Source organism: Streptomyces sp. NPDC096311 (assembly GCF_044763085.1).
GTDB lineage: Bacteria > Actinomycetota > Actinomycetes > Streptomycetales > Streptomycetaceae > Streptomyces.
Genome location: NZ_JBIWFN010000001.1, coordinates 243,510 through 269,093, shown reverse-complemented (window position 1 = coordinate 269,093; position 25,584 = coordinate 243,510). Strand labels below are relative to the sequence as shown.

Sequence of the window (25,584 nt, the reverse complement as noted above, 5' to 3'; positions counted from 1 at the left end):
TCCGCATCCTGTTGATGTGCGTGCCCCGTCCACCGATGTCCTCGCGTCCGGCCCACCCCGTTCGCCACGTGCGCACAGGTGGCTTGTGAATGAGGAGAGTTCATGTCGCAGTCCTTGGGCTCCTCTCGCCCGTTCCGGTTCGGCGTCAATCTGCTCGCCCCCGCGCCCCTCGACGAGTGGCGCGCCAAGTGCCGACGCGCCGAGGATCTCGGTTACGACGTGATCCTGGTCCCCGACCACCTGGGCATGCCCGCGCCCTTCCCCTCGCTGGTGGCCGCGGCGGAGGTAACCGAGCGGCCCCGCCTCGGCACCTTCGTGCTCAACGCGGGCTTCTGGAATCCCACGCTGCTGGCCCGCGAGGTCGCCACCACGGACACGCTGACGGGCGGTCGCCTCGAACTCGGGCTCGGCACCGGCTACATCCGGGCGGAGCACGACACGGCGGGCCTCCCCTGGGGCTCACCGCGCGAGCGGGTCGACCATCTCCGGCGCACCGTCGAGGAGTTGGAGAGCCTCCTCGGTTCGGACGAGCACCAGCCGGGAGCGTTGCAGCGACCCCGCGTGCCGCTGCTGATCGGCGCCAACGGCGACCGGATGCTGCGGCTCACCGCCGAGCGCGCGGACATCGCGGCGTTCACCGGGGCGCGCACCAGCCCGGGCGGCACGCTGGAGCCGATCACGGCCGCCGCACTGGACGAACGCGTCGCCCGGTACCGGGAGGCGGCCGAGGGACGCAAGGAGCCCGCCGAGCTCAATCTGCTGATCCAGGTCCTCGCCGTCACCGAGGATCGCGGCGCCGCGATCCGGGCCCTGGCTGCCCCGTCTCCCGAACCTGACCGAGGACGAGGCCCTGGAGCTGCCGATCGTGCTGCTGGGAACCCTGGAGCAGATCGTCGCGCAGGTGCGGGCGCAGCGGGAACGGTACGGATTCTCGTATCTGACGGTCCTGGAGCCGAACATGGAGGCGTTCGCCCCCGTCGTCGAGGCGCTGCGGGGCGAGTGACCGTCCGGATCGCGGGCTTCGCCGGCTCGACCTGACATCGGACCCTCCTGTCTCACCGCCACGCTCCGTGGTCGCGCCCGTTCGGCACGGGTCTCGTTCACGGCGTTGCCTTCCGAATATCCGATCGTTGATCTCGTCGTGCAGTGAGCGATGCCGGAGAGGCATGGAGGCGTGGATCGACAGTCGTGCCCGGTGGCGGCCTCCGACGGGCAGGTGAACGGAGAGCCCCGTGCGAATGACCGACATCCAGCGTTGCGAGATCCGCCCCGGACGTCTGGTGGAGTGGACGCTGCATCCGACGGTCGTCGAGGCGGCGACGGGTCTGCCGGACGACTCCCGCCCTCCCGCGTACGTACAGGAGTCCCACATCAGGACGTCGCGATCGGTGCGCGAGGACGGTCTGTTCGTACCCACCTGGCTCGGCGCGGCATTCGACATGCCGGGACGGGTCGATCTCGACGTCCTCCAGGGTGCCCTGCGAGCCTGGACACTGCGGCACGAGACACTGCGCAGCGGCTTCCGCTGGGTCGGTGACGAGATGCGCCGTTTCACACTGGACGCCGACGCCGTCGCACTGCACCGCGAGGACATCGGCGACTTTCCCGACGCGGCGGTGCTGACCAGGTATCTGCAGGACCGTTTCGATGTCACGGCCGACGCGCTCATCTGGCCGAACTTCATCTTCACCGCGGTCGTCAGAGACGACGGCACCAGCGTCTACATGGCGTTCGACCACAGTAACGTCGACGCGGTCTCGATCCAGCGCATCCCCGGCGAGATCCACGAGCTCTACGCGGCCGGTCTTCTGGGGCGCGCCGTGGACACGGCACCCGTCGCCAGCTACGTCGACTTCTGCGCGACCGAGCGCACGGACGCAGACCGGATCAACGCCACGCACACGATCGTGGCCCGTTGGCGGGAGTTCATCGCCCGGTGCGGCGGGCGGCTCCCGAACTTCCCCGTCGACCTCGGTCTCGTCGCCGAGGGGCCGCTGCCCACCCAGAGATTCATGCACGAGATGCTCGTGGACGACGCGGACGCGATGGCTTTCGAGGCGTACTGCCGGCCGTACGGCGGAAGCCTGGTGGGCGTTCTCGCGGCCATCGGTCTCATCGTCCGGGAGCTCAACGGGCTGCAGGTGTATCGCACCGTCGTGCCGTTCCACACCCGGGTGAAGTCCCGGTGGACGAACTCGGTGGGCTGGTACGTGGGTGCCGCGCCGATCGAGATTCCCGTGGCGCAGGCGCAGGATTTCGACAGCGCACTGGGGATGGTCCGCGCCGCGCTGCGGGAGAACCGCCCGCTGGCCCAGATGCCCGTCGCCCGTGTGCTCCGACTGCTGGGATCCGACTTCCGACCGACGTCCCCGGACCTGTACTCGATCGTCTCGTTCGTCGACGCGCGCGACATTCCGGGGTCGGAGCGCTGGCAGGAGTTGAAGGCGCGCGGGCTGATCCGCGTGTCGTACGGCGACCAGGTGTGCGTATGGCTCACCAGGCTCCACGAGGGCGTGCAATTCGCCTGCCGCTATCCGGACACCGACATCGCTTACAAGAACATGCGCCTGTGCACCGAACGACTGCGGGAACTCATCATTTCAGTGGTGCGACAGCCCTTGGCCGTGCCGAAGACGTGACGGAAACCGTTCGTCGAACGGGTCGGCCTTCTGCTTGGCTCGCCCCATGAGTGATCTCCACATCCGCCACGCCACCCTCTCGGACATCGACACCGTGCTGCGGTTCTGGCGCGAAGCCGCGGAAGGAACGAGCATCAGCGACGACCACGACGGGGTGGCCCGGCTCCTCACCACAGACCCCGAAGCCCTGCTCCTCGCGGAGCGCGACGGCCTCCTCACCGGAACCGTGATAGCCGGCTTCGACGGATGGCGATGCTCCGCCTACCGACTGGCCGTCCACCCCGGCCACCGTCGGCAAGGCATCGCCACCGCTCTGCTGGAAGCCGCGGAACGACGCTTCGCCGCCCTGGGCGGACGACGCGTCGACGCCATGGTCCTGGAAGCCAACGAACGGGCCCACCACACCTGGGCCGCGGGTGGCTACCATCGCGAGGACCACTGGCGACGCTGGGTCAAGCCTCTGTAGGCACGCGGGCGGATGCGGGATCGGCGTCCAGCACCCAAGAAGGTACTTTGCCGATCCTTTACCATGGGAGGATCATCCGGTCCTCCCATGAAAGGTGTGAGCGTCCGCCGATGGGCGAGCCTCCCCGTACCCGACATCGCGCGATCCCCCCGCCCCTGGCCGATCCTGGGACGGAGGTGACCCGATGACCGAAGTGCTCCTCCTCCTGGTGGCGGTGCTGCTCTCGCTGGCCTGTGGCGCCTTCGTCGCGGCGGAGTTCTCACTGACGACGGTCGAGCGCAGCGAGCTGGAGCGGGCCGTCGAGCGCGGCGAGCGCGGCGCGTCGGGCGCCCTCAAGGCCGCACGGAATCTGACATTCCAGCTGTCCGGCGCCCAGCTCGGCATCACCGTCACCAACCTGGTCGTCGGCATGCTCTCCGAGTCGTCGATCGCCAAGCTGATCGCGGGTCCGCTGGAGTCGATCGGCGTCTCGTCCTCCGCGTCCCGTTCGGTGGCACTGGTCATCGGTACGGCCCTGTCGACGGTCTTCCTGATGGTCGTCGGCGAGCTGGTCCCCAAGAACTGGGCGATCTCCTCGCCGCTCGCCGTGGCCAAGCGGGTGGCGACGCCGCAGCGCTGGTTCAGCGCCGCGTTCCGCCCGTTCATCACGCATCTCAACAACACGGCCAACCGTGTCGTACGGGTCTTCGGCCTCGAACCGGCCGAGGAGCTGGCCTCCGCGCGCGGACCTCAGGAGCTGGTCGCCCTGGCCCGGCACTCCGCCAAGGAGGGCGCCCTGGAGGCGGACACCGCCGAGCTGTTCGTGCGCACCCTGAACCTCGCCGACCTGACCGCGGAGAACGTGATGACCCCGCGCGTCCAGGTCATCGCGCTGGACGTCCAGGCGACCTGCGAGGACGTGGCGAACGCGACCCGGGCGACGGGTCTGTCCCGCTTCCCCGTCTACCGCGGCAACCTCGACTCGGTCGTGGGCGTGGCACACATCAAGGACGTGGTGGCGGTACCCGCCGAGTCGCGGCCCCGCACCCCCGTCTCCCGGATCATGCGCGAACCCCTGTTCGTACCGGAGTCACTGACCGTCGACCGGCTGCTCGACCGGCTGTCCGGCGGACGCACCATGGCCGCCGTCATCGACGAGTACGGCGGCACGGCGGGCGTCGCCACCCTGGAGGACATCGTCGAGGAGGTCGTCGGCGAGGTCCGCGACGAGCACGACCCGCACGAGACGCCGGACCTGGCCCCGGCCGGCACGGACGAGGAGGGGCGGGCGCTGTACTCGGCCGACGGGTCCGCCCGCACCGACCAGCTGGCCCGCGTCGGACTGCGGGTGCCCGAGGGGCCCTACGAGACCCTGGCCGGTTTCCTCGCGACCGGGCTCGGCCGCATCCCCGCCGTCGGCGACGCCATGGAGGTCGCCGGGTGGCGGCTCGACGTGGTGGACGCCTCCGGGCGGCGGGCCGCGCGGGTGCTGCTGCACGCGCCGCGCGACGAGGAGCAGCGGTACGACGAGGAGAGGGGGCCGCGATGACCGTCGTGCAACTTCTGATCGGGCTGGCGACGCTGGTCGTGAACGCCTTCTTCGTGGGCGGCGAGTTCGCGCTGATCTCGGTGCGCCGCAGCCAGATCGAGCCGCATGCCGAGGAGGGCGACCGGCGGGCACGCAGCGTTCTGTGGGGCCTGGAGCACGTGTCCGCGCTGCTGGCGGCAGCGCAGCTGGGCATCACCCTGTGCACGCTGGTCCTCGGCATCGTGGCCGAGCCCGCGATCGCGCACCTGCTGGAACCGGCGTTCCACGCGGTGGGCGTCTCGCAGAGCGCGGGCCACGCGATCTCGTTCGTGATCGCGCTCACCCTGGCGACCTATCTGCACATGCTGCTCGGCGAAATGGTGCCGAAGAACATCGCGCTCGCGGAACCGGTGCGCACCGCGCTGCTGCTCGGACCGCCGCTGGTGGCGCTCTCCCGGACGCTGCGCCCGGTGATCTTCACGGTCAACGCCTTCGCGAACGGCCTGCTGAAGCTGCTGCGGGTGGAGACGAAGAACGAGGTCGTCGCCACCTTCTCCGACGACGAGCTGGCCAGGCTGGTCAAGGACTCCGGCGAGGCGGGGCTCATCGACGACCGCGCTCTGGAGCGGTTGCACGACGCGCTGGAGCTCGGCCGCCGGCCCGTACGGGACGTGGTGCTGCCACTGGAAGGTGTCGTCTACGCGCGCGTGGGCGTCACTCCGGACGAGCTGGAGCGGCTGTCCGCCGAGTCCGGCTTCTCGCGCTTCCCGGTCGTGGACGAGGGGCGCCGCATCGTGGGCTATCTGCACGTCAAGGACGCGCTGGACGCGATACCGCGCGAGGCGCCGTTCCGGGTGGAGGACATGCGGCCCATCGCGCGGGTACGGGAGAGCACCCCGCTGGACGACGTGCTCACGGCGATGCGCCGCAGTCGTACGCATCTCGCGGCCGTCATGGGCAGCGACGGACGGATGACGGGGCTGGTGACGATGGAGGACGTGCTGAGGGAGCTGTTCGGACAGACGGTGTGAGCGCGGCGGGCCGGGCCCGGAGGAGGCCCGACCGACCGGCGAGTATGCGTGCGGGTTAGCATCTTGTCCGCCATGCAGACGAATGCCACCTACACCAGTCTTGTCGCGGTCGGCGACTCCTTCACCGAGGGCATGTCGGACCGGCTGCCCGACGGCTCCTACCGCGGCTGGGCCGACCTCCTCGCCGGCCGGATGGCCACGCGGACGCCCGGCTTCAAATACGCCAACCTCGCGGTGCGCGGCAAGCTGATCGGACAGATCGTCGAGGAACAGGTGGACGTGGCGGTCGCGATGCGGCCCGACGTGATCACCCTCGTCGGCGGACTCAACGACACGTTGCGCCCCAAGGTCGACATGGGACGCGTCCGCGCTCTCCTGGAAGAGGCCGTGGAGCGGCTCGCCCCCGCCTGCGAGCGGCTCGTCCTGATGCGCAGCCCGGGCCGCAACGGTCCTGTGCTCGAACGGTTCCGGCCGCGTATGGAGGAGCTCTTCTCCGTCGTCGACGAGCTCGCGGACCGGCACGGCGCGCTGGTGGCCGACCTCTACGGCGCGCCCTCGCTCGCCGACCCCCGGATGTGGGACGTGGACCGGCTGCATCTGACGGCCGAGGGACACCGCCGGGTCGCGGAGGCCGTCTGGCAGACGCTCGGGTACGAACCCGAGGACAAGGAGTGGCGTACGCCGATGCCGCCGTCGGCGCCGCCCGGCTGGGTCGCCCGCCGCGCCGCCGACGCCAGCTTCGCCAGGCAGCACCTGCTGCCGTGGATAGGACGACGGCTGACGGGACGCTCATCGGGGGACGGCCGGACAGGCGCCCAGTTCAGCGCTGAGCTGGGCAAAGCCTTCTGGGTCACCCCGGTGGACCACACAAACCCCGGCCCTGTGACGGACTGGCGACAGGTGGGGCCCTGACCCGGAACCCGGACCGCCAGACATGCACCGATTGAGCGCGGGGCGCAGCCTTCCTCCCTGCCAGCGCCCGCTGTTGTTCGCCGATCCGCGGCTGGCGTCATAGCCCCCCGCTCCATGCCCCCGACCGGACCGAAAGGTCACACCGGTCTCACCACCGGCACCCGTCAGCCTCCCACCAGAGTCGCTGAGCTGCAACGCTCTGTAATCACCGGGAGCCCTGTGCCTGCCTTGCCATCATGGCTGCCCGAACCCCTGTGGGATCAATTCGCGGCCTCGCTGCCACAGCGGCCCGTCTAGGATCCAACGCACCCGCTGAGCTGCCACCGTACGCGGATCAGCGACCGGACCATCCTCGACAAGCTGCTGCGACCCCACCGTTGCCGGTCTTGGAACTCAAGCAGTGCACGGAGTCGGGGCGAGACGCCGGCCCGCGGTGAACGCGGCCGCTGGGACACCCATGAAGTGGCGGAACTCGGCCGTCATGTGTGACTGGTCGTAGTAACCCGCCGTCGCGGCGATGTCGGCGGCCACGGGCCGACGGGCGGCGTCGAAGTCCAGGAGCCCTCGGGGGCCGCCGTCGCAGGTGCCGGGCGGGAAGACACGGGGGTACGCATCGTAGATCCAACTCGCCCCTGATGAGGCGCGGATCGTCTTCGGATCCGGGGAACACGGGGAACTCACATCCACGGCCGTCGATCTGCCAGTAGTCCCACTCACCCATCCACTCAGGGTCATCGGGGACGCCCTCGCGGTGGTAATCGTAGGGGGCCATGGCCGCGCTGATGGCCTCGTGGACCTCCCCCTGGCGCAGGGGGGAAGGCACACCGTCACTTTTTCTTTCGCCATGGGCGATCTGACTGCTTCTCGCTCGCATTTCCAGGAATCGTGCTGGGGAGGCGAATGCGTCGATGGGCCGACAGACTCGGCAATGGGCTGCTTTGGTGCCTTGCCGTGGCGTGGTTCACCGAACACGCCGCCACCGGCTCCGGGGTGCTACGGGGCGCGCGTCGGCCCTCGTGCTCGGGCTGATGGTGGCCACGGCCTGCCTGGCTCTCCGCCACCCCATCCGTCCCCGGCCAAGCGCCGGCGCTCGCGCGAGCACGACGAGAGCGGCTGAGCCCCGACGCGGCCGGATGAGAGGGTGTCCGCATGACAGATCCACCGGTGACCGGCGGCGGCCCGGTGCGCACCCGCCTCATCGCGGCCGGGGCGACCGTGCTGACAGTTGCCGTGGGGCTCGGGGCCAGGGCCGGGATGGAAGGAGACATCGCCAAGTACGCCGGGGACGCGCTCTACACCACCCTCATCTACGCCCTTGCCGTCCTGGCCACGCCCCGGGCGAAGCCCCTGACGGCGGCCGGCATCGCACTGGGGATCAGTTGGGCGGTCGAGTTCCTCCAGCTCAGCGGGGCGCCCGCGGAGCTGTCCCGGCGGAGCGTCGTCGCCCGCCTCGTTCTGGGCTCCACTTTCCACACGCCCGACCTGTTCTGGTACGCCGTCGGAGCCGCGCTCGGCTGGTCCGTCCACGCCGCAGGCCGAGGTCAACCAACGAAGCGGCCCACATAGCGCCGCTGCCACGGGTCGCGGACCAGTGCTTGCGGTTCTTGGCGCCGTCGGCCCCGCACACGCGGGGGTAGCTCCGGCATCGAGGGTCGAGCGGCACGGCGGCGACAGTCCCTCCACAGCACAGGCAGCAGCCGAAATCCATGTCCAGACTCACCGTCAGACACCCACGCGCCCGACAACGTGACAGCGCCCCGAAGACCCCCAACCGACACATGCTCATCAACGCCAAGACCGCCCTGGGGACCGGGCCCGTCAGCACCGCATACCTCAAGCGGCCCCTCCTTCACCGCGGCGTCTGCCTCGAACGCATCCACGGCGACCGGGTACTGCACGAAGCCCTGACGATCGGCGCCGACCCGCTGCACCTCGCACGGGTTGTCCGGCCCGGCGGCCGGGGACGGACGCCCGGCCAAGCGGCCGGAGCTGCTGCCGTACGAGGGGTCCATGGGGTAGACACTGGTGGTGAGGCGGACGGCCGAAGGGAATCCCATGCCCACCACCGTGATCAACCTCAAGGGTCATATCCACGAGTTCGGCCCCCGGCTCGAACACGCCCCCGCGGACCTCGTCTACATCGGCCGCCGCTGGACCATGGGCCACTGGGACCTCCCGCAGCACCCGCTCTACAACCCCTTCGCCTACGACACCCCCGCCAAGAAGCGCGACGGCACCCGCGCCGAGATCATGGAGAAGTACCGGGCGTATCTCCTCGAACGCCCCGACCTCCTCGACCAGGTGCCCGCCCTGCGGGGCAAGACGCTGGCCTGCTGGTGCGCACCCGAGCTGTGCCACGGCGACATCCTGGCGGAGCTGGCCGACGCCTCGTAGCGCGGCCGACTCCCGCAACCGGCCTCCGGCTGAGCGGGGCATCACCCCCACGGGTGTCCCCGGTGGCGTGGGCGCACCGGTGCCTGCTTGCTGGACCGAGAGGGGAACGGGGGCTTCGGGTAGAGAGCGAGCGCCGATGGAGCCGAGGGAAGAACGGCTGCGGACGCCGCGCGCCGCCGGGCTGGCGGGGACGGTGTTCGCTCTGCTGCTGGCGGCGGCGATCGTGCTGGTGCGGATCGCGATCCCGGCGGGGAACGCCGCCGACGCGACCGTCGCGCCGAACGAACGGTGGGCGGTGCGTACGGCTTTGGAGATCCTCCCGTTCGCGGGGATCTTCTTCCTGTGGTTCATGGGCGCGCTGCGCGCACGGGTCGGCGATGCCGAGGACAGATTCATCGCCACCGTCTTCATGGGCAGCGGACTGGTCTACGTGGCCACCATGTTCGCGGCCGGCGCCGCGGCGGGCAGTGTCCTGAGCCAGCCCTCCGGCTTCGGCCGCCACTTCGCCTACACGTTGATGACGACGTACGCGCTCCGGATGGCCGCCGTGTTCGTCTTCACGACCTCGACCATCGGTCACCGTCTCGGCGTCCTCCCCCGTCCGCTCGCCCTCCTCGGCTATCTCGCGGGGCTTGTCCTGCTCGTCGCGGGATCCTCACTGCCCTGGTCGGAGCTGGTCTTCCCGGCCTGGGCACTGGTCGTCAGCCTGCACATCCTCCGTGTCGGCCTGCGCGCCCCGGCGAGCGGCTGAGCACCCTCTCGCGCATGCTGTGGAGGAGGGGGCGAGCACGGGCCACGGAAAGGCTGATCCTCGGTGAGGCTTGTCGTCGATCTCAACCGCTGCCAGGGATACGCGCAGTGTGCGTTCCTGGCTCCCGATGTTTTCGCCATGCACGGGGACGAGTCCCTGCTCTACAACCCCGAGGTCGAGGAGGACCGGCGCGAGGACATGGCGCGAGCCGTGGCCGCGTGTCCCGTCCAGGCCATCATGGTGGACGCGAACTCCCCCGGCGGGAACCCCGGAACCGACCGGGAGGCCGGCCGGTGAGCGCCGACGGATCGCTGGACCGGCTCAAGCGTGACGGTCGCATCGTCGTCGTCGGCGCCTCACTGGCGGGACTTCGGGCCGCGGAGACCCTGCGGGAGAAGGGGTTCGCCGGTTCCCTCACGATGATCGGGGACGAGCCCTACGAGCCGTACGACCGACCGCCGTTGTCCAAGCAGGTCCTGCTGGGCAGGGCGACGGCGGACCGCACCGGTCTCCCCCGGCACCACGCCATCGACGCGCAGTGGCGCCTCGGGGTTCCGGCCACCGGCCTCGACATCGCGGCCCGGCGGGTACGGCTGGCCGACGGCGACGAGGTGGAGTACGACCGGCTGCTCATCGCCACCGGTGTACGAGCCAGACCCTGGCCCCAGGAGGACGAGGCGGAGCTCGACGGGGTGTTCGTGCTGCGGACCCGCGACGACGCCGAAGCGCTGGAGCGCTCGCTCGCGCAGGGCCCCCGCCGCGTGCTCGTCATCGGCGCCGGGTTCACCGGCTCCGAGATCGCCTCCGCCTGCCGGGAACGCGGAATCGCGGTCACCGTGGCCGAGCGGGCCGACGCGCCGCTGGTCGGAGCGCTCGGCGGAGTCGTCGGCGAGGTCGCGGCCGAACTGCACCGCAAACACGGCGTCGACCTGCGCTGCGGCGTCATGGTGACCCGTCTGGAGGGCGACTCCGCGGGACACGTCCGCGCCGCGCACTTCTCCGACGGGAACACCGTCCAGGCCGACGTGGTGGTCGTCTCCCTCGGCGCCCAGCGCAACACCGAATGGCTCGCCGGGTCCGGACTCGGCGCGGGTCTGCGGGGCATCGCCTGTGACGCCGGGTGCCGGGCCTTCGACATCCGGGGCATCGTCACCGACGACATCTATGTGGCCGGTGACGTCGCACGGTCCCCGCACCCACTGTTCGGATACCAGTTCCTGTCCCTGGAGCACTGGGGCAACGCCGTCGCCCAGGCCGAGACCGCCGCGCACAACATGCTGAGCGAGAGCGCGGACCGTCGCCCCCACATCTGGGTGCCCGCCTTCTGGTCCTCCCAGTTCGGCGTGAACATCAAGTCCGTCGGGGTGCCGTCGATGGGGACGGAGATCCTCATCGCCCAGGGCTCCCGCAGCGAGCACCGGTTCACCGGCGTCTACGGGTACCAGGGGCGCGTCATCGGCGCCGTCACCTTCGACCAGACGAAGTGGCTGCAGTTCTACCAGCAGCTCATCGAGACCACGGCACCCTTCCCACCGGCCTTCCCCACGGTGGACCGCCGCCCCGAGGGGCAGCAGCCGATGCCCGCCGACTTCCCCGACCCGTCCGTGCCCACCCACGGCCCGACCGTCACCCTCAGCGGATACGCGCCGGACGACCGACGGCTGACGTTCACCCCCGCTCGGCACTGATCCGACGCTCCCTAGGACGCACCCATGACCGAAGCCATCCTGCGGCAGATCATCGACTACGCCCACCGCGCCGATCCGTATCCGCTGTACGAGGAGCTGCGCAAGACGCCGGTGTACCACGACGCGGACGGACCGTTCGTCCTCAGCAGGTACTACGACATCCAGAGCCTGCTCCACGATCCGCGCATCAGCTCCGACGCCCGCAATCTGAAGACGCCGGCGACCGCGAACCCGCTGGCCGCCGAAGCGGACGACGAGACGGCTCTTCCGCCGAGCTTTCTGCGCCTCGACCCGCCGGAGCACGACCGGCTGCGGCGCATGACGAACCGGCCGTTCGGGCCGCCGCACTCCCCGCGGCGTGTCCACGAGATGCACGGCGAGCTGAAGGACATCGTCTCCGGGCTCATCGACGGCATCGACAACCCGGACCGGATCGATCTGGTCGACCAGTTCTCCTATCCCTTCCCCGTGACCGTGATCTGCCGGCTGCTGGGGGTACCGCGCGAGGACGAGGCGCGCTTCCACTCCTGGGCGGAGACGATCGCCGCCAGCCTGGACCCCGACCCCGGCGCGGACACCGACGAGCGCGCCAAGGTGTCCCACAACGCCCGCACCGAGCTGGGCATGTATCTGGCCGGGCTCATCGAGGAACGCCGCAAGAAGCCCGGCGACGACATGCTGTCCCAGCTGTCCACGGCGGGAGGGCCGGACGGTGTCATGACGACGATGGAGGTCCTGAGCACCGCGGCGCTCCTGCTGATCGCCGGCCACGAGACGACGGTCAACCTCATCACCAACGGCATGCTGACCCTGCTGCGCAACCCCGACGTGCTCGAGCGGCTGCGCAAGGACCCGAACCTGGCCGTGCCCGTCGTCGAGGAGCTGCTGCGGTTCGAGCCGCCGGTGCAGCTGGTGCCGCAGCGCACCACCCTCACCGACATCGAGGTCCGCGGGGTCACCATCCCCAAGGGCGCGTCGGTGTGGCTGGTGCTGGCGGCGGGCAACCGCGACCCCGACCGCTTCGAGGATCCGGACCGCTTCAACCCGGACCGCGGGGACATCCAGCACCTCGGCTTCGGCAGCGGCATCCACAGCTGCTTCGGCGCCCCGCTCGCCCGCCTGGAGGCACAGCTCGCGCTGAGCGAGCTGGCCCGCAGACTGGAGAACCCCCGGCTGCTGGAGGACCCGCCGCCCTACCGGCAGAACGCGGTCCTGCGCGGCCCGCGCCATCTGCCGATCGCCTGCGACGGCATCCGCCCCTAGGGGGCCGGGCCAGGGCCACCACCGCTGACCTGGGCTCCGGAGCGTGCGGACGTTCCGGAGCGCCTCCGGACGCCGGGTAAACTCCGTCCACGTGACTGCCGCGCCTGCAAAGCCCCGTATCCCCAACGTCCTCGCCGGACGCTACGCCTCCGCCGAGCTCGCCACGCTCTGGTCCCCCGAGCAGAAGGTGAAGTTGGAGCGTCAGCTCTGGCTCGCCGTGCTGCGGGCGCAGAAGGACCTCGGGATCGAGGTCCCGGACGCCGCGATCGCCGACTACGAGCGCGTCCTCGACCAGGTCGACCTGGCCTCGATCGCCGAGCGCGAGAAGGTCACGCGGCACGACGTGAAGGCGCGGATCGAGGAGTTCAACGACCTCGCCGGGCATGAGCACGTGCACAAGGGCATGACGTCCCGGGACCTCACCGAGAACGTCGAGCAGCTGCAGATCCGGCTCTCGCTGGAGCTGATGCGCGACCGCACGGTGGCCGTCCTGGCCCGGCTCGGCAAGCTGGCGGGCGAGTACGCCGAACTGGTCATGGCCGGCCGCTCGCACAACGTGGCCGCCCAGGCCACCACCCTCGGCAAGCGCTTCGCGACCGCGGCCGACGAGCTCCTCGTCGCGTACGGCCGCGTCGAGGAGCTGCTCGCCCGCTACCCCCTGCGCGGCATCAAGGGCCCGGTCGGCACCGCTCAGGACATGCTCGACCTGCTGGGCGGGGACGCGGCGAAGCTCGCCGAGCTGGAGCAGCGGATCGCCGGGCACCTCGGCTTCTCGCAGGCCTTCACCTCCGTCGGCCAGGTCTACCCGCGCTCGCTGGACTACGAGGTCGTGACCGCGTTGGTGCAGCTGGCGGCCGCGCCGTCCTCGACGGCCAAGACGATCCGGCTGATGGCCGGGCACGAGCTGGTGACCGAGGGCTTCAAGCCGGGCCAGGTCGGCTCCTCGGCGATGCCGCACAAGATGAACACCCGCTCCTGCGAGCGTGTCAACGGCCTCATGGTCATCCTGCGCGGCTACGCCTCGATGACCGGCGAGCTGGCGGGCGACCAGTGGAACGAGGGCGACGTCTCCTGCTCGGTGGTCCGCCGGGTCGCACTGCCCGACGCGTTCTTCGCGCTGGACGGCCTGCTGGAGACCTTCCTCACCGTCCTCGACGAGTTCGGTGCCTTCCCGGCCGTCGTCGCACGCGAGCTGGACCGCTACCTGCCGTTCCTCGCGACGACCAAGGTCCTGATGGGCGCGGTGCGCGCGGGCGTCGGCCGTGAGGTCGCGCACGAGGCGATCAAGGAGAACGCCGTCGCCTCCGCGCTCGCCATGCGCGAACAGGGCGCCGAGCGCAACGAACTCCTCGACAAGCTCGCCGCCGACCAGCGCATTCCGCTCGACCGCGCGCAACTGGACGAGCTGATGGCCGACAAGCTGTCGTTCACCGGCGCCGCTGCCGACCAGGTCGCCGCCGTCGTCGGCCGCATCGAGGAGATCGTGAAGCAGCACCCGGAGGCCGCGGGCTACACGCCGGGGGCGATCCTCTGACGCGGCTCACTCCCGCGGACCTCGAGGCCGCCCGCGACCGGCTGGTGCCGGACGTCGTCGGGGACGGCCTCGAGGTGCTTTTCTGCGGCATCAATCCGGGGTTGATGACCGCCGCCACGGGCCACCACTTCGCCCGTCCCGGCAACCGCTTCTGGCCCGTGCTGCATCTGTCGGGGTTCACGCCCCGGCTGATGAAGCCGTCGGAGCAGGGCGAGTTGCCGTCGTACGGGCTCGGCATCACGAACGTGGTGGCGCGCGCGACCGCCCGGGCCGACGAGCTGTCCGCGCAGGAGTACCGCGAGGGCGGACGGCTGCTGAGCGCCAAGGTGGAGCGCCTGCGGCCGGGGTGGCTGGCGGTGGTGGGGGTGACCGCCTACAGGGCGGCCTTCGAAGACCGGAAGGCCGTGATCGGCCCGCAGGAGCGGACGATCGGGGACACCCGGGTCTGGGTGCTGCCCAACCCGAGTGGGCTCAACGCGCACTGGACGGCGGCGACGATGGCCGAGGAGTTCGGACGACTGCGGGTGGCTGCCGCCGAGGGGTAGCGGATCAGGTCACGGCGGGTCGATCTCGGTGACCAGGGCGAGCAGGCTGAACTCCGGGTCGGCGCCCAGCCGGGAGATGCCGAGGGCGACCCAGCGGCCATGACCGCGCGCCTGCCACACGTACACGTTCCGCACGTGCGCACCGAGGGAGGCCCACGGCTCCGGTATGTGCTCGTCGCCCTGCTGAGCGCGCAGGAAGACGCCGTCCAGGCTCATGTGCCCCCGTTCCCCCCACCGGTCGGCGAGCCGCTGTGCGAGGCCCTCCCGCCAGGCCTCGATCTGCTCCTCGCGCTCCCCGTCGTCGCCCTCCGCGAAGCCGGCGCTCCGCTCTAACTCGACGAGGTGGAAACCGGGTCCCCCGGGACTGCCGAACGACCCGCCGTGCTCCAGGGGGAAGTCCTGGGAGCACAGCCGGTCGATCGTGGCCAGCTGCCGTGCGATGGTCATGAGATCCAGTAAAGCCGCTGCCACTGACAATTGGCGTGCCGTCAGGCGTCCCTGTGCCGTACGCTCCACGCGCCCGCCGCGAGGGCCGCCGCCGTCCAGGCCGCGGTCACCATGAGCCCGCTCCAGGGGCCGAGGGCGCCGTCCCACGTCTCGTGGAGCACCACCTGGCCCGCCCGGTCGGGCAGGAAGTCGGCCGCGCCGCCCGACACTCCGCCGATCACGAAGGAGACGATCAGGAGGAACGGCACCAGGATGCCCAATGTGGCGACCGCGCTGCGCAGTACGGCCGTGAGCCCGGCGGCGAACAGGGCCATCAGCGCCAGGTAGAGGCCGCAGCCCACGGCCCCGCGCGCTCCTTCGCCCCACGTCAGCCCGCTCGCCCTGGTTCCGAGGACCGCCTCGCCCACAAGCAGGCTCACGAGCCCTGTCAGCAGGCCGACGGCCAGCGCGGGAACCCCGATCGCCACCACCTTGGCCGCGAACCACCGTCCCCGCCGGGGCACCGCGGCCAGCGACACCCGCAGCGCGCCGCCCCGGAACTCGGCCGCGACGGCCTGCGCGCCGAAGGTGATCGCCGCGATCTGCCCGAAGCTCACACCGAAGAACACCGAGTACAGCGGGTCGAAGTCCTGGCCCCCGGAGTCGTCAAGGCCGGCGAGCGCGGAGAACGCCGCCGTCGCCAGGAGCACGGCGAGCAGTCCCGCGACGAGGGACCGCAGCGTACGGATTTTGATCCACTCCGCGTGGAGTACGGGTGCGAAGGTCATGATCGGGCCTCCTGGGGCCGGGTGGGCGACGGTACGGCGGTGAACTCGGCCTCGGTGGCCGTCAGGTCGAGGTACGCCTGCTCCAACGTGCCTTCCTCCAACACGAGTTCGAGGATCGGCAGGCCCACGCCTGAGGCGAGGAGCCCGATGTCCTCCACACGTGCGTGCGGGACGGTCCACCGTCCGTCCGCACCCTCGACGGCCTCGTGACCGTGACGCGCGAGCAGCGCGCCGAGAGCGGCGCCGTCCGTGCTGCGCACCCGTACCCGGGGCCGCACGCGCGCGTGGATGAACTCCCGCAAGGGGGTGTCGGCGAGGAGCCTGCCCCGGCCGAGGACGACGAGGTGGTCGGCGAAGGACGCGGTCTCGTTCATGAGATGGCTGGAGACGAACACCGTGCGGCCTTCACGGGCCAGTCGGCGCAGCACCTCACGGATCCAGACGATCCCCTCGGGGTCGAGCCCGTTCGACGGTTCGTCGAGCAGCACCACGGGCGGGTCACCGAGGAGCGCGGCCGCGATGCCCAGGCGCTGTCGCATGCCCAGGGAGTACGTCTTCACCCTGCGCCGCGCCACGGACGCGAGCCCCGACTCCTCCAGCACGGCGTCCACCCGGCGTTCGGAGATGCGGTTGCTCGCGGCGAGGGCCCGCAGATGGTCGCGCGCGGTGCGCGAGCCGTGCGCGGCCCCTGCGTCGAGCAGTGCTCCGACCTGGCGCAGGGGTTCGTCGAACGAGGCGTAGGGCCGGCCGCCGACGGTGGCGGTGCCGGACGTGGGCCGGTCCAGGCCCAGGACGAGCCGCATGGTGGTGGACTTTCCGGCGCCGTTGGGTCCGAGGAAGCCGGTGACGCGGCCGGGAAGCACGCTGAAGGTGAGGTCGTCCACGGCGCGCAGACTGCCGTACTCCTTGGTCAGGTTCTGGACGTCGATGCTGGTCATGGACCCAGCCTGGCGGCGCTTGCGCGGTCGGTACTCCCCCGCCGGTGGAGATCGTCTCCCCCGCTCGGGGGAAGCCGGTTGCCGGGGCCGGCTGGGACGATGGCGCGATGGCCCGCTTTCTGCGCCCGATGTTCCTGGGGACCACCTACACGCGCCTGCTGCATCTGTGGGTGCCGATGCTGTTCGTCAGTGTGTGGCTGTTCATCGACATGTCGAGACCGTGGGTGCCCGCGGTGCTGTTGATCCCGCTGGGGCTGGTCCCGGCCGTGCGTCGGGGCGAGGGCGTGCAGGCGCGGTACATGCTGGCGCCGGACGAGCCGCGGGAGCGGGGCGACCGGGACGCGGCGATCTCGGTCGCGCCGTCGGCGACCTGGCGGGACCGGCTGCGGACCGTGCTGTGGCTCGAAGTACGGATGGGCCTGGGGGCGGTGGCGACGGGGGTCACCGTCTGGCTCCCGGCGACCGCAATCGAACTGGCCGGGGCCGCCTGCGGTCGCCCCGTCGACATCACACTGCTGCCCCTGTCGCCCCCGCCGTGGGCCTGCGCCCTGCTCGTACCCGTGCCGCTGCTCGCCCTGTACGGCGCGGTCGTCGGCCTCGGCGAGCTGGTCACGGTCATCGCACGTCGGCTGCTGGGCCCCTCCCCCGCCGAGCGCCTCGCCGCTCTGGAGGAACGCACCGAACAGCTCCTGGAACGCACGCGCATCGCCCGTGAGCTGCACGACTCGATCGGGCACGCGCTGACCGTGGCGGTGGTGCAGGCGGGCGCGGCACGGGCGGCCGGTGACCCCGCGTTCACCGATCGGGCGCTGCTCACGATCGAGGACACCGGCCGGGCCGCCCTGGAGGACCTGGAGCGCGTGCTCGGCGTGCTGCGCGAGGCGGGGCGCCCCGCGAGCGGCCGACCCACACTGAGCGAGGCCGACCGGCTCCTGGAGTCGGCGCGCGGCTCGGGCGCGAAGGTCGACGCCGAGGTGACGGGTGCGTTGGAGACCGTGCCGGGACCGGTCTCCCGCGAGGGCTATCGCATCCTCCAGGAGTCCTTGACCAACGTGCTGCGGCACGCGGGGAGCGTGCCGGTGCGGGTCCGTATCGCGGTCGACGACGGCACTCTGGGCCTGGAGGTCCGCAATCCGCTGACGGCCGGGATGCCGGGGCCGGGCCGCGGCAGTGGCCTGCGGGGCATACGGGAGCGGGCGGCGCTGCTCGGCGGGCGCGCGCGGACCGGGCCGGACAGGGGTGACTGGCAGGTGCGGGTCGAGCTGCCGTTGCGCTGATCTACGCTGGCCGGATGCCGGTCACCGTTCTCCTCGTCGACGACGAACCGCTCGTGCGCGCGGGTCTGCGGGCCGTCCTGGAGGCGCAGCCCGACATCGAGGTCGTCGGCGAGGCGGCCGACGGCGCCGCGGTGATCCCGCTCGTGCGGCGGCTGCGGCCGGACGTCGTCGCCATGGACGTCCGCATGCCGCTCATGGACGGCATCGAGGCCACGCGCGCGGTCCTGCGGACCGTGAGCGATCCCCCGAAGATCCTCGTCGTCACCACGTTCGAGAACGACGAGTACGTCTACGAGGCGCTGCGCGCGGGTGCCGACGGTTTTCTGCTGAAGCGGGCCAGGCCCGCCGAGATCGTGCACGCCGTGCGGCTCGTCGCGGAGGGCGAGTCGCTGCTGTTCCCGGCGTCCGTACGGCAGTTGGCGGCCGAGTACGGGGACGGCGGCGGGAATCCGGCGGCGCGGGCGGCCATGGAGCGGGCCGCGCTGACCGAGCGGGAGGCGGAGGTGCTGCGGCTGATGGCCCGGGGGCTGTCGAACGCGGAGATCGCCGGGCGGCTGATCGTCGGGACCGAGACGGTCAAGTCGCACGTCAGCGCCGTACTGGCGAAGCTGGGAGCCCGGGACCGCACGCAGGCGGTCATCGCGGCGTACGAGTCGGGGTTCGTGGCTCCCGGCTGAAACGGCGGTCCGCCGGTGGCCGAAGCGACCGGTCGGTAGCAAAGGAGGTCCCCGGCTCTCGCCGGGGCGCGCCGCGCCGAGTACGATCCGGCCAACACGCGCGCGAGCTGGGAGGACGGACGTTGGGGCGGTTGACCGGCGGGGACCCCTCTCTGCTGCGAAGGATCAATTCCGCGGTGGTGCTGCACGCGTTGCGTGCCACGGACTGCGCGACGCTGACCGAGATCACCCGGGTGACCGGGTTGTCCCGGCCCACGGTCGAAGGTGTCGTGGAAGGGCTGATCGAGGCCGGGCTCGTGGTCGAGAAGGCGGCCGAGGAGGGCGCGGCACGGCGTCAGGGCCGTCCCGCGCGGAGGTTTCGCTTCCGGGCCGAGGCGGGCCATCTGCTGGGCCTGGAGATCGGTCCCCATCGCGTCGCCGGGCTCCTCGCCGATCTGGACGGCCGGGTGCTGGGCGCCATGTCCAAGGAAGTGGATGAGACCGCGTCGGCGGACGAGCGGCTGGAACGGCTGCGCACGGCGGTCGCCGATCTGCTGCGCCGCGCGGGTGTCGCGCGCAGTTCCCTGCGTGCGGTGGGCGTGGGCAGCCCGGGGATCGTCGAGGCGGACGGCACCGTGCGCCTGGGCACGGCGCTGCCCGAGTGGACGGGGCTGCGCCTGGGCGACCGGCTGAACCGTTCCTTCAAATGCCCGGTGCTCGTCGAGAACGACGCCAACGCGGCGGCGGTCGCCGAGCACTGGAAGGGTTCGGCGACCGAGTCGGACGATGTGGTGTTCGTGCTGGCCGGGCTGAGTCCGGGGGCCGGTTCGCTGATCGGCGGGCGGCTGCACCGGGGATACGGCGGCGCCGCCGGGGAGATCGGGGCGCTCCACCTGCTCGGCCGCGGAGCCACTCCCGAGACGCTGCTGTCGACCACGGACGAACCGCTGCACCCGCTCGACGAGCAGGCCGTCGCCGAGGTCTTCGCGCTGGCCAAGGGCGGTGACCAGCGGGCTCGCGCGGCGGTCGACCGCTTCATCCAGCGCCTCGTGCACGACGTGGCGGCCCTCGTCCTCGCCCTCGACCCGGAGCTGGTCGTCATCGGCGGCTGGGCGGCCGGTCTGGACGGCGTACTGGAACCGCTGCGGCGCGAGCTGGCGCGCTACTGTCTGCGCCCGCCCAAGGTGGCGCTCTCCCTGCTGGGCGAGGCGGCCATCGCGACGGGCGCCCTGCGGCTGGCCCTCGATCATGTGGAGGAGCAGCTGTTCGCGGTGGAGGGGACCGTGACCGCACGCCGCTGACCAGCGGTCTCACGGGTACGGGAAGGCCGTCACACCCCGGAGTGTCGCGGGGCGTGACGGCTTGGGACCTCGGCCGCGGCTCAGGAGGCGCGGCGCTCGGGGTCGTGGTGGATCTCCACGCCGCCGGAGTCGCCGAAGGTCAGCCGGCAGGTGTCGGCGCGATACGTGGCCACGGAGACCGCGGCGGTGCGCCCCTCGGCGAAGTAACGCGTCGTGACGACGAGGACGGGCGCCCCGGGCAGCCGGTCCAGCTCCTTGGCGTCGTCCGCGCGGGCCGAGCCGAGCTCCACGGCGCGGTCCTGGCCCTCCAGGTCGAGGTGCTGCAGTTCGCGCAGCACGGCACGGGCGAGGGTCGCCCCCGACGGGGCGTCGATCGCGGAGAGGCCGGGCACCGAGGACGCCGGGATGTAGAGCAGCTCGGCGGCGACCGGCTGGCCGTGCGTCACACGGGAGCGGCGGATCGTGTGCACCTGGTGGTCGGGGTCCGTCTCCAGGACCTCGGCCACCGCGGCGGGCGGGATCGCCACCGCGCAGTCCACGGGCCGCCAGGCGTCGCCGACCGCGCCCGGCCACACATGCTGCTCGGTTCCGACGGCCACGCCCACGCGCGGCGGCGCGACGGTCGTGCCCACCCCGCGGCGGCGCTGCAGTCGCCCTTCGAGCTCCAGCTGCTCCAGCGCCTGGCGCAGCGTGGCGCGAGCGACGCCGAACCTGGCCGCGAGGTCACGTTCGTTGGGCAGGACCTCGCCCACGGAGAACTCCGAGTCCAATGCCTCGGTGAGCACCGTCTTGAGATGCCAGTACTTCGGCTCCGGCACCGTTTCCAGCTGCGTGGTCCCCACCCTGTCCTCCGCAATCGCCGTGGCCCGGCGGCGTTTTAGCGCCCTTGTTTATTAAAGGTTCTTGCACTATCTCTGCGACCATAGGGCCGCCCCCACCCTTGGTCAAGACCAATCCTCGATCCCTTACGGATTGCGGAGGCGCCGTGCCGCGCAGCGTTCACAGGGCGTTCGCGCGGGGTGATGTCCGTGACACGACGTCGAAAGCCCCCGTCCAGAAAACGGGGGCTTTCGAGGGGGCGTGAGGGGACCGCAGGGGCTACTGGTTGCCCAGGGACACCAGCTTCTCGGGGTTGCGCACGATGTAGACGCACTGGATCCGGCCGTCCACGACATCCAGCTGGACGGTGCTGTCGGGCTTGCCGCCGGAGAGGACGAGGAGCGCGGCGCCTGCGTTGAGCTCCAGGGAGCGGTACGACGGGTCGGGAACACCCTGCTGGGCGACGGCGTACAGGAAACGGCCCACCTTGTCGGCGGTTTCGATGACCCGCAGCGGCGCCTTGGACAGTCCACCGCTGTCGCCGATCAGACGGACGTCCGGGGCCAGCAGGGACATGAGCCCCTCCAGGTCTCCTCCGGCCGCCGCCGCGAGGAACCGTTCGGTCAGGTCGCGGCGTTCGGCCGGGTCGACCTCGTAACGCGGGCGTCGTTCCTCGACGTGCTTGCGCGCCCGTCCGGCGAGTTGGCGCACGGCCGGCTCGCCCCGGTCGAGGACGGCGGCGATGTCCGCGTACGGGTAACCGAACGCCTCTCTGAGGACGAACACCGCGCGTTCCAGGGGGGACAGGGATTCCAGGACGACGAGGACGGCGAGCGAGACGGAGTCGGCGAGCACGGCCCGCTCGGCGGTGTCGGGGGCGGTGTCCCCGAAGTCGGTGAGGTACGGCTCGGGAAGCCACGGTCCCACGTACGCCTCGTTGCGCGACTGCACCTGGCGCAGCCGGTCGACGGCGAGCCGGGTGGCGATGCGCACCAGGTAGGCGCGTGGTTCGCGCACCTCGGCGCGGTCGGCGCCGGACCAGCGCAGCCAGGCTTCCTGGACGACGTCCTCGGCGTCGGCAACCCGCCCCAGCATGCGGTAGGCGACGCCCATCAGGACGGGGCGGTGCTCTTCGAAGACCTCGGTCGCGGTGTCGATGGTCACGGCTCCATCCCATCCCGCCACATCCCGCTGTGTCCAGGCGGCGCCGGTGAACGCGTCGGTCTCGTGACGACCGGGGGCTACCCGTCGGTAGCAGTTGCTGACAAGCTGTCTACGAAGACGGTTCGTCAACGTGCCTCAACGTGCCACCAGAAGAGGAGCAGCATCATGTCCGCCACGGTCTCCTTCAGCCTTCCCTCCGCGCACGGTCCGCGGACCGTGACCATGTCCTACGCGCGCGTGGGCACCGGCGAACCGCTGCTCCTGCTGCACGGCATCGGCCACCACCGGCAGGCCTGGGACCCGGTCGTGCACATCCTGGCCGCCGAACGCGAGGTGATAGCCGTCGACCTGCCCGGGTTCGGCGAGTCCCCGGCGCTGCCCGACGGGCTCAGGCACGACCTCGGGACGGTGGTGCCCACGCTCGGCGCGCTGTGCGAGGCGCTGGAGATCGAGCGTCCGCACGTGGCGGGCAACTCCCTGGGCGGCCTGCTGGCCCTGGAGTTGGGCCGCGAGAAGCTCGTACGGTCCGTCACCGCGATCTCGCCCGCCGGGTTCTGGTCGCCGGTCGAGCGGCGCTACGCGTTCGGTGTGCTGCTCGCGATGCGGCAGGGCGCGCGGCGCCTGCCGCTCCCGGTGATCGAGCGGCTCTCCCGCTCGGCGGCCGGGCGGGCCGCCCTGACCAGCACCATCTACGCCCGGCCCGGCCGCCGTTCACCTGAGGCCGTGGTCGCCGAGACCCTCGCGCTGGCCCGCGCCGAGGGCTTCGCCGACACCCTCCGGGCCGGCACCACCGTCCAGTTCACGGACGACATCCCGGGGCTGCCCGTCACCGTGGCCTGGGGCACCCGGGACCGGCTGCTGGTGCGCCGCCAGGGGATCCGGGCCAAGCACATCATTCCCCGGGCCCGGCTGGTGCGGCTGCCGGGCTGCGGTCACGTCCCGATGAACGACGACCCGGCGCTCGTCGCCCGTGTGATCCTCGACGGCAGCCGCTGACCGACGCCGGGTGAGGCGCCACGCGCCGGAGCCCAGGACGACGCCCGTGCCGACCAGCGGCGCCGTGCAGGCCGCGGCGACGGGGATGAGCCCGGAGAAGAGCGTGGCGCGCTCCGCGCCGATGCGCTGCATGCCCATGTACCAGCACACGAAGCCGACGACCGTGACGACCGCCGCCTGCCACGACAGCGCGGCGGCCTCGGTGGTGTCCGGCATCCGCAGCCACGCGCCGCCGGTGAGGCGCGCGGTGAGGATCCCGGCCACCGCCGACTCGACCGCGGCGATCCCGCAGACGGTGGCCGACAGCAGCCGGGGCCCGAGCGGGCGCAGCACCGGTACGGCGAGCACCGCGAAGCCCACCTCGCCCGCGAGCGCACACACGGAGTACGCGATCCCCGTGCCGTCGGTGCGCCCCCAGCCCTGGACCGTCAAGGCGCCCACCGCGACGAGCGACGCCCCGTACAGGACCGGACGTCGGGGCCGACGGCCCTCAAGAAGGGGGACGACCACGGCCACGACCACGGGGGCGCAGCCCACGAAAACGCCCGGAACGGCTGGTTCCGCGGTGCGTTCGGCGGCGATCACGGCGAGGTTGAAGCCGACCATGCCGACGGCCGCGAGCAGCACGAGGCGCCCCCACCGGCGTACCGCCAGCCGCCGCAGCGGTGCCGTGCCACCCCGTCCGACCAGCGGCAGGAGCAGCACGCAGGCGAGACCGTAGCGAAGGAACTGACCCCCCGCGTACGGGTAGTGGCCCAGGACGCTGTTGGCGGTGAAGGAGCCTCCGACGAGGACGCAGGCGAGGGCGGCGAGCAGCGACCCGCGGAGGGCGGTGGTGTTCATGACGGTGACGCTACGAAGGGCGGCGGTCCGGTTTAAGGTCCACTTTCATGACGCCATCGGGGACCACATGACGCCGTCGGGGGCCGCCGGGGAGATGACGCCGTCGGGGGCCGCATGGGAGCTGCTCGTGCCGGCCGCCGCGGCACCGGCACGCGCGCGTGGGCGCGCTTTGCAGGCCGCGCTGCGCGAGGCGGTCCGCACGGGGCGGCTCGCGCCGGGTACCCGGCTGCCGTCCAGTCGCGAGCTCGCCGCCGACCTCGGGGTGTCGCGGGGGCTGGTCACCGAGGCGTACGAGCAGTTGACCGCGGAGGGGTATCTGCGCAGCGACCGGGGCGCGGGGACCTGGGTCGGCGGCGCCGCCCGGGCGGCCCACCCGCGCGCGCGTGACCTCGCACCGCGCCCCGCCGGGGCCCGCGCCGACTTCCTTCCCGGGACACCGGATCTGTCCCTGTTCCCGCGCGCCGCCTGGGCGGCCGCCCAGCGCGGGGTCCTCGCCGAACTGCCCCACCAAGCGCTCGGCTACCCGGATCCGCGCGGTCTGCCCCGGCTGCGCACCGCCCTCGCCGAACTGCTCGCACGGCGCCGCGGCGTGGTCGCGGACCCCGAGCGCGTCATCGTGGTCTCCGGGGTCGCGCAGGCGACGACCCTGCTCGGATTCGTGCTCCACGCGCGCGGGGTGCGCGCGATCGGCGTCGAGGACCCCGGAAGCCCGGAGCACGGCACCCTCTACGCCTCGGCCGGCCTCGACGCCGTACCGCTGCCGCTGGACGACGAAGGGCTGGCCACCGGGCCGCTGAAGGAGTCGAGCGTACGGGCGGTGGTGACCACGCCCGCCCACCAGTTCCCGTCGGGGATCGCCTACTCGGCGCGGCGCCGCACGGAACTCCTCGACTGGGCGCGCTCGGTGGACGGTCTGGTGGTCGAGGACGACTACGACGGGGACTTCCGCTACGACCGTGCTCCCGTGGGGGCGCTTCAAGGGCTCGATCCCGAGCGCGTCGCCTACACGGGGTCGGTCAGCAAGTCGCTCGCGCCCGGGCTGCGGCTCGGCTGGCTGCTCGTACCGGCGGCGCTCGCCGAGGAGGTCGTCGAGCGCAAGCGCACCATGGATCTGGGGAACCCCGTCGTGGACCAGGCGCTCCTGGCCCGCTTCGTGGAACGGGGCGACTACGACCGGCAGCTGCGCCGCTGCCAGCGCGCCTACCGGGAACGGCGCGACACCCTCGTATCCGCCCTGGAGGAGCACTTTCCCGGTACCGAGGTGTCCGGGATCGCGGCGGGTCTGCATGTCATCGCCGCGCTGCCCGGGCGGTACGGGCCGCCGGAGTACTTCCTGGAGCGCACGGCGGCGGCGGGGGTGGCCGTGCGTCCGCTGGCCCACTACGGGCGGGCGGGCGAGCGCGCCGACGTACGGCTGGTGCTCGGTTACGCCCACCAGTCCCCCGCGCGGATCCGCGACGGTGTACGTCTGATGGCGCGGGCGCTGCGCGCCTGACCGCCGAGGGGGCGCCCGTGTGCGTGGCAAGGCCTGCGCATCCGTGGGAGTGCGCGGTCGGAGGCGGACATCGGTGCCCTTGCCGGCGGGGCCAGTTGTTCACTTGCGGTTTCCGTGCGCGCTGCGGCGCACCCGTAGTTGTGACTAGGCA

General features: G+C 71.8%; 24 protein-coding genes and 3 pseudogenes. 20 read left to right on the top strand and 7 right to left on the bottom strand.

What is annotated here, in order from left to right; all coding sequences use genetic code 11:
- Positions 1-102: 102 nt before the first annotated feature.
- From ACIRA5_RS01175 to ACIRA5_RS01145, 7 genes and pseudogenes are all read left to right on the top strand, one after another.
- Positions 103-1,003 (top strand): annotated as a pseudogene (locus ACIRA5_RS01175) (LLM class F420-dependent oxidoreductase).
- A 235-nt stretch (positions 1,004-1,238) separates the two neighbouring features.
- Positions 1,239-2,639, top strand: a complete 1,401-nt coding sequence (locus ACIRA5_RS01170) for a condensation domain-containing protein (protein ID WP_403686092.1) — start codon at positions 1,239-1,241, stop codon at positions 2,637-2,639.
- 46 nt (positions 2,640-2,685) lie between these two features.
- Positions 2,686-3,105 carry a GNAT family N-acetyltransferase gene (locus ACIRA5_RS01165; protein WP_403686090.1) on the top strand — a complete coding sequence of 140 codons (420 nt, stop codon included), beginning with the start codon at positions 2,686-2,688 and terminating at the stop codon, positions 3,103-3,105.
- Between the two features lie 184 nt (positions 3,106-3,289).
- Positions 3,290-4,633 (top strand): hemolysin family protein, encoded by a 1,344-nt coding sequence (locus ACIRA5_RS01160; protein WP_403686089.1) that lies wholly within the window; start codon positions 3,290-3,292, stop codon positions 4,631-4,633.
- A complete protein-coding gene (locus ACIRA5_RS01155; RefSeq protein ID WP_403686088.1) occupies positions 4,630-5,643 on the top strand; it encodes a hemolysin family protein in 1,014 nt (337 codons plus the stop codon). Before ACIRA5_RS01160 ends, ACIRA5_RS01155 begins: the two co-directional genes overlap by 4 nt.
- 72 nt (positions 5,644-5,715) lie before the next feature.
- Entirely contained in the window at positions 5,716-6,555 is an 840-nt protein-coding gene (locus ACIRA5_RS01150; protein WP_403686086.1) for an SGNH/GDSL hydrolase family protein, read from the top strand.
- Between the two features lie 219 nt (positions 6,556-6,774).
- A pseudogene (locus tag ACIRA5_RS01145) lies at positions 6,775-6,928 on the top strand (IS5/IS1182 family transposase); the annotation flags it as partial.
- Between the two features lie 20 nt (positions 6,929-6,948).
- On the opposite strand, the gene ACIRA5_RS01140 reads toward ACIRA5_RS01145, so the two are convergent.
- Positions 6,949-7,236, bottom strand: a complete 288-nt coding sequence (locus ACIRA5_RS01140) for a hypothetical protein (RefSeq protein ID WP_403687244.1) — start codon at positions 7,234-7,236, stop codon at positions 6,949-6,951.
- Positions 7,237-7,704: 468 nt separating this feature from the next.
- On the opposite strand from ACIRA5_RS01140, the gene ACIRA5_RS01135 reads away from it, so the two are divergent.
- The 8 genes from ACIRA5_RS01135 to mug all read left to right on the top strand — a co-directional run bounded on the left by ACIRA5_RS01135 (position 7,705) and on the right by mug (position 14,730).
- Positions 7,705-8,121, top strand: coding sequence for a DUF2809 domain-containing protein (locus ACIRA5_RS01135; RefSeq protein WP_403686085.1), 417 nt, complete (start codon positions 7,705-7,707; stop codon positions 8,119-8,121).
- A gap of 489 nt (positions 8,122-8,610) precedes the next feature.
- On the top strand, positions 8,611-8,949 hold the full coding sequence (locus ACIRA5_RS01130) for a DUF4326 domain-containing protein (RefSeq protein ID WP_403686083.1): 339 nt from the start codon (positions 8,611-8,613) through the stop codon (positions 8,947-8,949).
- 136 nt (positions 8,950-9,085) lie between these two features.
- Complete coding sequence (locus tag ACIRA5_RS01125) at positions 9,086-9,700, top strand: hypothetical protein (protein ID WP_403686082.1); 615 nt, start codon at positions 9,086-9,088, stop codon at positions 9,698-9,700.
- Positions 9,701-9,763: 63 nt separating this feature from the next.
- Positions 9,764-9,997: a ferredoxin gene (locus ACIRA5_RS01120; protein WP_352046675.1), complete on the top strand. Its 234-nt coding sequence runs from the start codon at positions 9,764-9,766 to the stop codon at positions 9,995-9,997.
- Positions 9,994-11,388: an NAD(P)/FAD-dependent oxidoreductase gene (locus ACIRA5_RS01115; RefSeq protein WP_403686081.1), complete on the top strand. Its 1,395-nt coding sequence runs from the start codon at positions 9,994-9,996 to the stop codon at positions 11,386-11,388. Before ACIRA5_RS01120 ends, ACIRA5_RS01115 begins: the two co-directional genes overlap by 4 nt.
- A 24-nt stretch (positions 11,389-11,412) precedes the next feature.
- Positions 11,413-12,651: a cytochrome P450 gene (locus ACIRA5_RS01110; protein WP_403686080.1), complete on the top strand. Its 1,239-nt coding sequence runs from the start codon at positions 11,413-11,415 to the stop codon at positions 12,649-12,651.
- 91 nt (positions 12,652-12,742) lie between these two features.
- On the top strand, positions 12,743-14,185 hold the full coding sequence (purB, locus tag ACIRA5_RS01105; RefSeq protein ID WP_403686079.1) for an adenylosuccinate lyase: 1,443 nt from the start codon (positions 12,743-12,745) through the stop codon (positions 14,183-14,185).
- Complete coding sequence (mug, locus tag ACIRA5_RS01100) at positions 14,182-14,730, top strand: G/U mismatch-specific DNA glycosylase (protein WP_403687181.1); 549 nt, start codon at positions 14,182-14,184, stop codon at positions 14,728-14,730. Before purB ends, mug begins: the two co-directional genes overlap by 4 nt.
- Positions 14,731-14,739: 9 nt before the next feature.
- Here the strand turns inward: mug and ACIRA5_RS01095 are convergent, their stop codons facing one another.
- The 3 genes from ACIRA5_RS01095 to ACIRA5_RS01085 are packed head-to-tail and all read right to left on the bottom strand — an operon-like array spanning position 14,740 to position 16,882.
- On the bottom strand, positions 14,740-15,177 hold the full coding sequence (locus tag ACIRA5_RS01095) for a hypothetical protein (protein WP_403686078.1): 438 nt from the start codon (positions 15,175-15,177) through the stop codon (positions 14,740-14,742).
- Positions 15,178-15,218: 41 nt separating this feature from the next.
- Positions 15,219-15,944: an ABC transporter permease gene (locus tag ACIRA5_RS01090; protein WP_403686076.1), complete on the bottom strand. Its 726-nt coding sequence runs from the start codon at positions 15,942-15,944 to the stop codon at positions 15,219-15,221.
- Positions 15,941-16,882 carry an ABC transporter ATP-binding protein gene (locus ACIRA5_RS01085; protein ID WP_403686075.1) on the bottom strand — a complete coding sequence of 314 codons (942 nt, stop codon included), beginning with the start codon at positions 16,880-16,882 and terminating at the stop codon, positions 15,941-15,943. Before ACIRA5_RS01085 ends, ACIRA5_RS01090 begins: the two co-directional genes overlap by 4 nt.
- Positions 16,883-16,989: 107 nt before the next feature.
- Between ACIRA5_RS01085 and ACIRA5_RS01080 the strand changes: the two genes are divergently transcribed.
- The 3 genes from ACIRA5_RS01080 to ACIRA5_RS01070 all read left to right on the top strand — a co-directional run bounded on the left by ACIRA5_RS01080 (position 16,990) and on the right by ACIRA5_RS01070 (position 20,116).
- Positions 16,990-18,159 (top strand): sensor histidine kinase, encoded by a 1,170-nt coding sequence (locus ACIRA5_RS01080; protein WP_403686073.1) that lies wholly within the window; start codon positions 16,990-16,992, stop codon positions 18,157-18,159.
- 14 nt (positions 18,160-18,173) lie between these two features.
- On the top strand, positions 18,174-18,836 hold the full coding sequence (locus ACIRA5_RS01075; protein WP_261685463.1) for a response regulator transcription factor: 663 nt from the start codon (positions 18,174-18,176) through the stop codon (positions 18,834-18,836).
- Between the two features lie 122 nt (positions 18,837-18,958).
- A complete protein-coding gene (locus ACIRA5_RS01070) occupies positions 18,959-20,116 on the top strand; it encodes an ROK family transcriptional regulator (RefSeq protein ID WP_403686071.1) in 1,158 nt (385 codons plus the stop codon).
- A gap of 80 nt (positions 20,117-20,196) precedes the next feature.
- On the opposite strand, the gene ACIRA5_RS01065 is transcribed toward ACIRA5_RS01070, so the two are convergent.
- Entirely contained in the window at positions 20,197-20,958 is a 762-nt protein-coding gene (locus ACIRA5_RS01065; RefSeq protein WP_403686069.1) for a GntR family transcriptional regulator, read from the bottom strand.
- A 256-nt stretch (positions 20,959-21,214) separates the two neighbouring features.
- Positions 21,215-22,099, bottom strand: coding sequence for an RNA polymerase sigma-70 factor (locus tag ACIRA5_RS01060; RefSeq protein ID WP_352046664.1), 885 nt, complete (start codon positions 22,097-22,099; stop codon positions 21,215-21,217).
- 165 nt (positions 22,100-22,264) lie between these two features.
- Here ACIRA5_RS01060 and ACIRA5_RS01055 point away from each other — a divergent pair, with 165 nt between their 5' ends.
- A complete protein-coding gene (locus ACIRA5_RS01055) occupies positions 22,265-23,095 on the top strand; it encodes an alpha/beta fold hydrolase (RefSeq protein WP_075025299.1) in 831 nt (276 codons plus the stop codon).
- 438 nt (positions 23,096-23,533) lie between these two features.
- Here the strand turns inward: ACIRA5_RS01055 and ACIRA5_RS01050 are convergent.
- Positions 23,534-23,938: pseudogene (locus tag ACIRA5_RS01050) on the bottom strand (EamA family transporter); the annotation flags it as partial.
- Positions 23,939-24,005: 67 nt separating this feature from the next.
- On the opposite strand from ACIRA5_RS01050, the gene ACIRA5_RS01045 reads away from it, so the two are divergent.
- A complete protein-coding gene (locus ACIRA5_RS01045) occupies positions 24,006-25,433 on the top strand; it encodes a PLP-dependent aminotransferase family protein (RefSeq protein ID WP_403686067.1) in 1,428 nt (475 codons plus the stop codon).
- Positions 25,434-25,584 lie beyond the last annotated feature (151 nt).

Bases quoted from the DNA above. Each gene is read 5' to 3' on its own strand.
- ACIRA5_RS01090 (WP_403686076.1), bottom strand. From the start codon at position 15,944: ATGACCTTCGCACCCGTACTCCACGCGGAGTGGATCAAAATCCGTACG.
- ACIRA5_RS01075 (WP_261685463.1), top strand. From the start codon at position 18,174: ATGCCGGTCACCGTTCTCCTCGTCGACGACGAACCGCTCGTGCGCGCG.
- ACIRA5_RS01135 (WP_403686085.1), top strand. From the start codon at position 7,705: ATGACAGATCCACCGGTGACCGGCGGCGGCCCGGTGCGCACCCGCCTC.
- ACIRA5_RS01170 (WP_403686092.1), top strand. From the start codon at position 1,239: ATGACCGACATCCAGCGTTGCGAGATCCGCCCCGGACGTCTGGTGGAG.
- ACIRA5_RS01085 (WP_403686075.1), bottom strand. From the start codon at position 16,882: ATGACCAGCATCGACGTCCAGAACCTGACCAAGGAGTACGGCAGTCTG.
- ACIRA5_RS01130 (WP_403686083.1), top strand. From the start codon at position 8,611: ATGCCCACCACCGTGATCAACCTCAAGGGTCATATCCACGAGTTCGGC.
- ACIRA5_RS01095 (WP_403686078.1), bottom strand. From the start codon at position 15,177: ATGACCATCGCACGGCAGCTGGCCACGATCGACCGGCTGTGCTCCCAG.
- ACIRA5_RS01110 (WP_403686080.1), top strand. From the start codon at position 11,413: ATGACCGAAGCCATCCTGCGGCAGATCATCGACTACGCCCACCGCGCC.
- ACIRA5_RS01055 (WP_075025299.1), top strand. From the start codon at position 22,265: ATGTCCGCCACGGTCTCCTTCAGCCTTCCCTCCGCGCACGGTCCGCGG.
- ACIRA5_RS01125 (WP_403686082.1), top strand. From the start codon at position 9,086: ATGGAGCCGAGGGAAGAACGGCTGCGGACGCCGCGCGCCGCCGGGCTG.
- ACIRA5_RS01160 (WP_403686089.1), top strand. From the start codon at position 3,290: ATGACCGAAGTGCTCCTCCTCCTGGTGGCGGTGCTGCTCTCGCTGGCC.
- ACIRA5_RS01155 (WP_403686088.1), top strand. From the start codon at position 4,630: ATGACCGTCGTGCAACTTCTGATCGGGCTGGCGACGCTGGTCGTGAAC.
- ACIRA5_RS01150 (WP_403686086.1), top strand. From the start codon at position 5,716: ATGCAGACGAATGCCACCTACACCAGTCTTGTCGCGGTCGGCGACTCC.
- ACIRA5_RS01165 (WP_403686090.1), top strand. From the start codon at position 2,686: ATGAGTGATCTCCACATCCGCCACGCCACCCTCTCGGACATCGACACC.
- ACIRA5_RS01080 (WP_403686073.1), top strand. From the start codon at position 16,990: ATGGCCCGCTTTCTGCGCCCGATGTTCCTGGGGACCACCTACACGCGC.
- ACIRA5_RS01045 (WP_403686067.1), top strand. From the start codon at position 24,006: ATGACGCCGTCGGGGGCCGCCGGGGAGATGACGCCGTCGGGGGCCGCA.